General features: G+C 63.0%; 7 protein-coding genes and 1 pseudogene. 2 read left to right on the forward strand and 6 right to left on the reverse strand.

All coding sequences use genetic code 11. The features are described from left to right. Positions 1-58: 58 nt before the first annotated feature. The gene (locus QK287_RS16795) at positions 59-409 is read right to left on the reverse strand and encodes a hypothetical protein (RefSeq protein ID WP_282360866.1); all 351 of its coding nucleotides are present in this window, start codon (positions 407-409) and stop codon (positions 59-61) included. Between the two features lie 900 nt (positions 410-1309). On the opposite strand from QK287_RS16795, the gene QK287_RS16800 reads away from it, so the two are divergent. Both QK287_RS16800 and QK287_RS16805 read left to right on the forward strand, forming a co-directional pair. After that, positions 1310-1483 (forward strand): hypothetical protein, encoded by a 174-nt coding sequence (locus QK287_RS16800; protein WP_282360867.1) that lies wholly within the window; start codon positions 1310-1312, stop codon positions 1481-1483. Positions 1484-2022: 539 nt separating this feature from the next. Next, positions 2023-2251: pseudogene (locus QK287_RS16805) on the forward strand (aldo/keto reductase); the annotation flags it as partial. A 346-nt stretch (positions 2252-2597) separates the two neighbouring features. On the opposite strand, the gene QK287_RS16810 reads toward QK287_RS16805, so the two are convergent. From QK287_RS16810 to QK287_RS16830, 5 genes are all read right to left on the reverse strand, one after another. Next, entirely contained in the window at positions 2598-4790 is a 2193-nt protein-coding gene (locus tag QK287_RS16810; RefSeq protein WP_282360868.1) for a bifunctional diguanylate cyclase/phosphodiesterase, read from the reverse strand. A gap of 1569 nt (positions 4791-6359) precedes the next feature. Further along, the gene (locus QK287_RS16815) at positions 6360-7238 is read right to left on the reverse strand and encodes a F510_1955 family glycosylhydrolase (protein WP_282360869.1); all 879 of its coding nucleotides are present in this window, start codon (positions 7236-7238) and stop codon (positions 6360-6362) included. Positions 7239-7318: 80 nt separating this feature from the next. Beyond that, entirely contained in the window at positions 7319-7930 is a 612-nt protein-coding gene (locus QK287_RS16820; RefSeq protein WP_282360870.1) for a DUF305 domain-containing protein, read from the reverse strand. A 139-nt stretch (positions 7931-8069) separates the two neighbouring features. Then, positions 8070-8537 carry a hypothetical protein gene (locus tag QK287_RS16825; protein ID WP_282360871.1) on the reverse strand — a complete coding sequence of 156 codons (468 nt, stop codon included), beginning with the start codon at positions 8535-8537 and terminating at the stop codon, positions 8070-8072. An 82-nt stretch (positions 8538-8619) separates the two neighbouring features. Continuing rightward, positions 8620-9008, reverse strand: a 389-nt coding sequence (locus tag QK287_RS16830; RefSeq protein ID WP_282360872.1) for an HAD-IC family P-type ATPase, incomplete at its 5' end; no start/stop codon positions are given.

Raw genomic sequence — 9008 nt, forward strand, 5'->3', positions numbered from 1 at the left:
GCCCTTGCCGCAAGCCCACAAACAACAAAGGACAAGAATGCCGCTAGTTAGGATCGACTTACTGGAAGGCACGAGCCCTGAATACCGCGCCGAGATCGGCGATGTCGTATATGGCGCTCTCGTTGATGTCGTGGGAGTAGCTGCGAACGACCGATTCCAGGTCATTCAGGAACACAAGTCCCACGCACTTGTTGCAGACCCCAAATATCTGGGCATCAGCCGCTCCGACCACGTGGTTTTCATCCACATAACTCTTAACCAAGGCCGGTCCGTGGAACAGAAACAGAACTTGTTCCGGGCCATAGCGAACGGTTTGCATACCCGTCTTGACATGCGCCGTGAAGACGTATTCATAGGCCTTATCGAAGTGGCCAAAGAGAATTGGTCCTTCGGGAACGGTGAGGCCCAATACGTCCTTCCGTGATCACACACTTTTGCAACTGTCGTCGGGGCATCGAGACCTGATTGACGTCACCTACAGGCCTCCGCAACCCGCCTCATACTTGGGCGGGCTCGCTGGCGCCACGGCCTTCGAGACAGTTTTCCGCGAGACGCGAGGCCGTTACGGACGTCATCGATTCGCCCTAGGCCAGATGCGCCACCGAATCAGTGCCCAATTCTCCACCGGGACTACCCACCCGCGATTGGAACAGGTGGTTCGGTCTTCAACCGGGCGCAAGTCAGCGGTCGTTGCAACGGTTTACGGTTCTGTTGCGGATGAAGCCAGTCTAGCCAGGTGCTCCATGGGACTCTGTCAACCCAGGATCTCGCGCGGTCGCCGGTTGAGTTCAACGGCGACCATGGCGAGGTGTTCTGCGCTTTGGAAGCCCAGGTCAGTTCCTTTCGGGAGGTACTGGCGGAGCAGGCCGTTGGTGTTCTTGTTCGCGCCGCGCCGCCAAGGGCTCGCGGGGTCACAGAGAAGTACACCTGGATTAGCGTCTGCCGCGTCAAATCCCGATGGCCAGCCATTTCTGTGCACTGATCCAAAGTCAGAGAACGGTGCAGATGGGCCGGCAGCGGGCTCCTAGATTCAGCCAACCGGTCGCGCAGATTCTCAGCACCGCGGTTCCCCGCCAGATGCACGAGGATGATGAAGCGCTTGGTCCGTTCGACCAACATGGCGATGGCCGAGCGGCTGCCCTGTCCGATGTTTGGGGCCCTTCGCAGATCAGCGTGGTTAGGGCGGGCTGAAGCTGCCGCCGGAGAGTTGAACGTGTCGGTGCGGCGTGGTGTGGCGTGGCGGGAAAGAGGTCAGGGCCTCTTTGAATTGGTAGCGACCAAGCAACCATAACCAAGAAGAGACATTGACATGACCGACTCTATGTCTTGTTCCCATGGCCGCTGGCGCACGCGCGCGGATGAGCTGTTCGGTGTCGAGGGCATCCATGTCAGCTCCGTCACGGCAACCGCTACGGGCCTGGTTCTGCGCACCGAAACGGGGGACGAGGTCGCCGGCTGCCCCGATTGCGGCATCGTGGCGTAGGCCATGGTTGCCAGCAGGTTCGGCTTCATGACATCCCGTGTTTCGGCCGTCCCGTGCGACTGCTGTGGGCCAAGCGCGTTTGGCGCTGTCCGGACCCGGGCTGCCCCCGGGACAACGTTCACCGAGGCATACCCTCTGGCAGGACCACGGTCGAAACTAAGTGCCCGCACGGTGGCTTGGGCGACGGATGCGCTGCAGCGTTTCGATACCTCTGTTTCTGCCCTGGCCCATCTGCGGTGTTTCCTGGCACACCGTCTGGGACGCGGTGCGGGTGGAGGCATCCAGGCGGATCGCTGATACGGACCGGCTGACAGGGGTGGATGCCCTTGGCGTCGACGAGCATGTCTGGTCACACACCGGCCCGCCTGGTTCCGGCATGGTCACAGGGACGTGGACCACACCCGGGACGCCAACGGCGTGGTGCATGCCCGGTTGCTGGACCTGGTCCCCGGGCGGTCAGGGAAAGCCTACGACGATTGGCTCAAGGCCCGCGGCACGCGCGCTGGCCCACGGCGGACATCTACGACGGCGGCCGACCAACGCCCGCGCAGGTGGCGCTGGCATGGCTTTTTCGTGCAGGGGCGGCAGCTGGGGCTCCCTGTGGTCGCCATCCCCGGCACGCGCAGAGCGGATCGAATCGACGAACATCTGGGTGCCCTGTCGCTCGAGTTCACCGCAGCGCAGCTGAAGACGCTCGAAGCCGCTGCCGGCGCTGTCGTCGACTCCCCTTCCGCGGACCCTAGCTTCGTGTCCGGAGGCCGTGAATAGCATGCCCCCGATATGCGGGTAGACCGGCCCCATGGCTGCCTGGATTACCGAGGGTGACGGGCTCGAAGAGATTTCACCACGCCAACTGCCGGTACGAGACTGACTTCACTAAAGAATGTCTCCCGTTTCTCAATCACGGTTTCTTCGCGAACCCGGGAAAACACGTCACGATTCTGACATTGACCGCTACCAAGCGGCGTGTTGCGCGTCTTGGTTCTGCCTTCACTATTCAGCCGCTGTGCAGTGCATGCAACCAGCAGATGCATAAAATGCAACTTGGATTGTGTGGTTTGACCGGCACTCGGCAAGGCACGGAACCGTCCCGTGCCCCTATCGACGCAGGTTTTCAAAGAGCCGGAAACCTTTCGGCGAGGGGCTGATCTCCGCGCCGGAGTACGCTCATCGCCCGGGTGGCACGCTGGTTGGCAGCGGGCAGACTGGCCGCCGGTCCTGGTTTGCCGAAGAGGTAGCCCTGGAGCGAGTCGCAGCCCATTCGGAGCAGCTTTCTCGCCTGCGCTTCTGTTTCGACGCCCTCGGCCGTCACCTGAAGTCCAAGACTACGGGCGATGGAGAGTACGGACCTGAGTATCGGATTATCGTCATGTTCGTTCTTGATCATCGCGACAAAGGACTTGTCCACCTTCAGGACATCCACCGGTAACTCCCGGAGACGGCCCAGCGAGGAGTACCCTGTTCCAAAGTCGTCAATCGAGACCCTGACCCCCAGGTCACGAAGCCGACATAACTGCTCGGTTGCCTGGCTCCCGGAGTCAGAGAACGTGCTCTCCGTCACCTCAATGACGAGCTGTTCCGGCCGGATGCCGTACCTGTGAAGCACGTCCAACGCCTGACCGGCGAACTCCACTTCGCGCAGCTGCACGTACGAGACGTTCACTGCGACGGAGTGATGAGCGGATTCATTCAACCACGCACCGAGCTGGTGGCAGGACTGAGCGAGAACCTCGAGACCAATGGTTGAGATTTGGCCGCTTCTCTCGGCGGCAGGAATGAAATCCAGCGGTGAAATCATCTTGTCGCCCCGCTGCCATCGGGCCAGTGCTTCGACCTGAAGAACTGCGCCACCGTCAGCAGAAACAATTGGCTGGAAATGCACGACGATCTCACCACGTTCCACGGCGTGCCGGAGGTCGAACTCAAAGTCCGTGCGGGTCCGGAGCGCAGTCAGCATCTCAGCGTGAAACCTCACAGCCTGGTTTTTACCCGCCGCTTTTGCCGCGTACAGGGCGATGTCAGCTTGCCGCAGCATCTCCGAGGCCTCGTTTCGGCCATCGCCGGAGGACGAAATTCCCAAGCTCGCACTAAGGCGCATCTCTTTGCCGGCCACGAACACGGGCGTATTCAGCTTATCCACAATCCGGCGGGCAACCACGTCGGGATCATTCACGTCTTCTAACAGGACGATGAACTCATCTCCGCCGAGCCGCGCCACGGTCGCCCCGGGGCGCACTGACTTCGATAGTCGCTTCCCGACCGCTACGAGCACCTCATCTCCGGCCTGGTGTCCATGCACATCGTTGACATCCTTGAAACCGTCAAGGTCGAGCAGGAGGACGTCAACGCGTCTGCAGTCGCCACCTCCGAGGGCCTCCTCGAGCCGACCCAGGAACAAAGCACGATTCGCCAGCCCCGTCAAAGGGTCGGTATAGGCCATAACCTTTAGCTTTTCGGCATGTTCAGCCAACTCCACCAGCGCTTGGCGCGCCTGATCCTGCGCCTGATGCCGGAGGGTGACGTCGCGGAAGCTCCAGACTCGCCCCACGATTTCGTCCGCGACCCGCTGCGGACGCGAGTACCGTTCAAACATTCGGCCGTCCCTGAATTCGAGGACGTCAATGCTTTCTGCATGGATATCTGTATAAAGTTCACGGACCTTGTCGAGGAAACCACCCGGATCCGCGAGCTGGTCAAGGACAAACGCCATGATTCGGTCGTCGTCACGGGATTCCATAATCGAACGGGAGATGCCCCACATGCGCGCAAACTGCTCATTGGAACCGGCGATGTGCCCGTGCTTGGTCACTACAAGGATTCCGTCAGCGGTCGACTCCAGGGTGGCATTAAGCAGCGACAGGGCGCCGCGCAGTTCAGCCTCTTTCTGTCCGTGTAACAGGCTACCCTCGACCAAGGCGGTGATTTCAATGCCCGCGCCGGAGGACAACGGGCGGCAGCTCACATCGACCCTGAACTCGCTACCGTCTCCGCGGCGCCCACCGAGGTTCCGGGTGTAACCGGTCTTTCCGGAGCCGGGTTGTGAAAGGTCTCCGGTCCGAATATCCCAATGCGCAAGGGCCAAGACCCCGGGCAGAAGTACGGTATAGGGCCGCCCCAACAAGTCGATGCGCCGATAACCAAACAACTCTTCTGCCGCCGAATTTAGCATCGCTAAAGCGCCGTCGGGCCCAACGACGATCAGGGCATCGATGGCGTCCTCCACAAACGCCTGGTAGGCGGGACTGATTCGAATTTCCGACACATCCGGGCCGCCTACCTCGAATTGCTCTTCCAGACCATCCTGCACTCCACGGGGAACGGACTCAGGTGTGGGCAACATAGAGGGCTCAGAGAGCGACGAGGTCTCGCTCGGCGGGAAGCGCACGAAAGTGTTAAGAGCCAACCCATCGTTGACAACCGCGGGCCTTCCCCCAGGACCCGGCGCGGATCTCGGCTCGGCCTCATTGGGTATGCCCCCGCTGCGCCCGCCGTCCGGACGTTCCTGGGCTGACGGTTTGGCGCTAGCTACTGAATTCACCGTAGGCGCTCCTCAGCCGTGGGACGACAAGACAGGCCGTGAGCGGGACCACGACGAACGTGCGGGGAGGGGGGTGCCACGGTTCCGAAAACGGCTCGATGGCGATAAAGCAAATAGTGACGACGAGACTAATTGCGATCCGGGCGATGGCAACGCGGAAGTGCACCGACGGTGCCCGGGACGGTACCTGGAGAATAGTTCCTGCCCGCGTACGGAAGCCGGGGAAAAGACATGACTATCGCCCTTTCCTATGAGGAGTCGCAAGGAGGGTTCCAAATGTCCCGGAAGCCTGGCCCCGCAAGTCACCACTCCACCTGCGATGGCGCTGGCGGCGCAGGTGAGTGAATGCCTGAACCTGATGCCTTTGGTTGAAGCAGTAGAGGTTGGCGAGGCCAATTTCGAGGGAACCAGCCCGTGAAGGCGATGCCGGTTGCCGAGCCTGCTCCGGCTACGGCGACCACCTGGTCGCGAGGATTCACCAGAACTCTTTGCTTGACCAGAGTCTGAAAGAGTGTTTCGCCTGGGGGACGAACATCGTGGTGAGAGGGCATCAGCTAGTTCGGTCCCGGCGAGACGTCGCTCACCGATGCGAACTGCGAAGATCACCGTGCGCAGGTTCTTCTCGTGGCATGTCAATTTGTCCTTCTCCCTAGATCGTGGGCAACTTCTGATTCAGAGTACACGTACCCCCTATGGGTACAAAACAGACCACTTCGCTTCTTCCGGAGTCCACGATGACGTCCTGGGCAGCCTAAGCCCTTCGCCGGCTGGCTCTGACGAAGGGCGGCGGCGTCATGGCTAACGTGCCGCTACCGGAGTTTGCAGAAATGGCTTTGGGGCTCCCAGGTGAACCCGACGCCAGCGGTCCGGGGGATGGACATAGGTTCCGGCGTTGCCTTCCATCGCTGTCCCGGCGCTGGCGCTCTTGACCTGTCCGATGTCGGCCTCACCCACTACGCTCTTACGAAACAGGAAGTAGCCGCACTGAAGCTCCAGCCCGGCGAGACGGGCCATCTGAGGGGCTTGACGAATGCTGGTTCAGGGACGCCGCGTGAGAAGAAAAAGAGCCGACTCGAAGAGGTGATCGAGCAAACCGAAAAGCTCTTCGAAGGCTCGGGGCTTAAGGACGGGGCCAAATCAACGCGATCTCCTCGGTAATGCGCCACGCCATCGATGCTCCGCACTTGCAGCGAGAGGCTCCACGGTGATGCCGCTTCCGCCGGAGGCGCGGCGCCGATGCCAAATGCGGCCGCCACATCCAGGCCAACGGCACGAGCACAATGCAGACGACCGATGCCCTGCGGCGTCACGGCCCGGAATGGGTCGCGCATCACTCGGTCAGGGGGCGTTGGCGGGACGGAACGAAATTCCGCCGTCGGTGGAGACGACGAGCCCGCTAGCAGTGGCGCCCCAGATCGACAAACCTGCATCCGGGCCCTTCACTGCTGCCACAGCCTGGGCAGTGCCTTGGATTTTGCCCTTTCGGGTCCAGGTCGCGCCAGCGTCCGCGGAGGAGTGGACTGTCCCGTCGGGTTCGACTCCAACCGCCTCGGCGGGGCTGGCGAAGGCGGCGAACTGGACCACGGGTCCGGAGTCCACCATGGTCCAGGTTTGGCCGCCGTCCGTTGAGCGGCGGATCCCTTGTGGGGTGGTGGCCAGGACGGTGTCGCTGGTGGGGTTGCCGGCGAGGACGGCCGGGACGAAATCCGCCGCCACCGTGTTCCACGTATTGCCGTCCGGGCTGGTGCGCAGTGCGCCGTCAAAGCCGACGATCCCGGATTTGGTCGCGGTGAGCGCGTGGAAGTCGGATTCACCCTGTCGGGAGAGCTGTTCCCACGTTTTACCGGCGTCGGTGGATCTGATCAGCCCGATCGGATTGGGAAGGCCGGAGCCTTCCCCGGGGTGTCCGGATGCGTAGAGGACGCCGTGGTCCGTGCCGCCGGTGAATCCCATCAGGTCGTTGGTAGCGCCGATTTTGGCAGCTGGTTCTTCCGTGACGTCGAACAGGCCATCGTGTGTGGCCAGGAGCACCTGGCCGGTTTCGCTGCTGACGCTCAGCCCGTGAATGTGCGCGTCAGGCAGGCCGCTGCCGGTGCCGGCCGGTGAGGGTGCTGCCGTGCCGGAGGAGGGACTGCAGGCCGAGAGGGCAAGGACGAGGCCGGCGCCGGCTGCCAGCACTGTTGCGGCGCGGCGCCGGGGACGGGAAGGACGGGGCATGGGGACTCCAAGGATTCAGGCGGGGCACGGCAAGAGGGAATGGCGCCGGCCTGTGAAGGGCCGGCGCCGGAGGACACCGGTCAGAGGGTGGCCAGCAGGTCCTTCATTTCCTTGATTTCGGCTGTCTGGAAGGTCACGATCGCCTTGCCCAGGTTGGTGGCGTCGGGGTTTTTGCCTTGGCTGATTTCCGTCGTGGCCATCGCCACAGCGCCCTGGTGGTGGGCGATCATCCCGGTCAGGAACAGCTTGGCAGCTGCAGTACCCTGGGCGGCATCGAGCTTGTTCAGATCGTCATCGCCCATCATCCCGTCGCCCATGCCATGGCCGGAAGCCATCTGGGCCGGTTCGTTCCAGGTCCTGAGCCAGCCCGTCATCTGCTCGATTTCGGGTGCCTGCGCGGCCTTGATCTTGGTCGCGAGAGCGGTGATCCGGGCATCCATCCCCTGCTTCTTGAGCATCATGTCGCTCATCTCCACGGCCTGGGCGTGGTGCGGGATCATCCCTTGGGTGAACATGGTGTCCGCCGCGTTGTGATCCGAAGCGGCCGGGGCTGAGCTCGAGGACATACCCATCCCGGTTTGACCCATGCCCGGCATGGAGCTGGCAGGTGTACTTCCGGAGGTCCCCGCGCAGCCCGCAAGGGCTATAACGGCGGCAATTCCAAAGGCAGAAATGGTCAGAGTTTTCTTCATGGAGTTCAAGTCCTTCAATCATCAAATCGTCGTTGTTGCACGACTGCGGATAACACGCCCATAACCGGCCGGAACAGCCGGCAGGTGCGTATCGGGTAAACGGGGGCGCGCCGGGCAGGACACGGCGCAGCGCGGCCGTTTAGGTCCGGCTGATCGAAAGTTGGCCCGGAGAAGGACTTCGCGGAATGAACCCGTACCCGATGGCGGGGACGCCGGTGATGGGCCCGCCGCTGGAAGTCAGGGCCGTGGTGCCCGGTGGCGGTGCTGCCAGTGTCGTGGTCCCGGGAGAAGGGACGCAGTCACCGCCAATGGCGGACATCATTGTGCACGCGCCGGTATCGGCGCATGACGGTCCTGGTGCGTGGGCGATACCCGGAGCTGTGGAGGTCCTCTGGATCTTGGCGATGTCTGCGGCGTGGCCGGGGTGCACGGGCGCCGGCATGGCATGAAGTGCCCCGGTGTCATGAGCGGTGGCCGCCCCCGGCATGGCGTGCGTGCCGGTCATGATGTGCATGCCCAAAATCCCGGCGACGATCGCCAGCAATCCCGCGAGAACGGCACCCCGGAGGAGAAACGCCGTGGCGCGGCCGGCTGAGGTGGCGATCATGGTGTTCCTCCTTCCGTGCGGTCTGGGTGGCTTCAAGGTTACCGGCCCGGGACGGGCCCCGGCGGCCCAGGCGGCGCCGGGTTCAGCGGACCTGGGCGGGATTGAGTTTCAGCCGGCGCAGCAGCTGGGCGTTCAGGGCGACGACGATGGTGGAGACGGACATCAGCACGGCCCCGGCGGCGGGGGAGAGGACGACTCCGGCGAAGGCAAGGACGCCGGCGGCGAGCGGGACGGAGATGATGTTGTAGCCGGTGGCCCAGATGAGGTTCTGCCACATTTTCCGGTAGCTGGCCCGGGACAGGTCCAGCATCGACAGGACGGCCCGGGGATCGTTGCCGGCCAGGACCACGCCGGCGGATTCCATCGCGACGTCGGTGCCTGCGCCGATCGCAATGCCGACTTCGGCCCTCGCCAGGGCGGGGGAGTCGTTGACGCCGTCCCCGACCATGGCGACTTTGAGTCCGCGGGCCT

This window comes from Arthrobacter sp. AL05 (genome assembly GCF_029960715.1).
Taxonomy (GTDB): Bacteria; Actinomycetota; Actinomycetes; order Actinomycetales; family Micrococcaceae; genus Arthrobacter.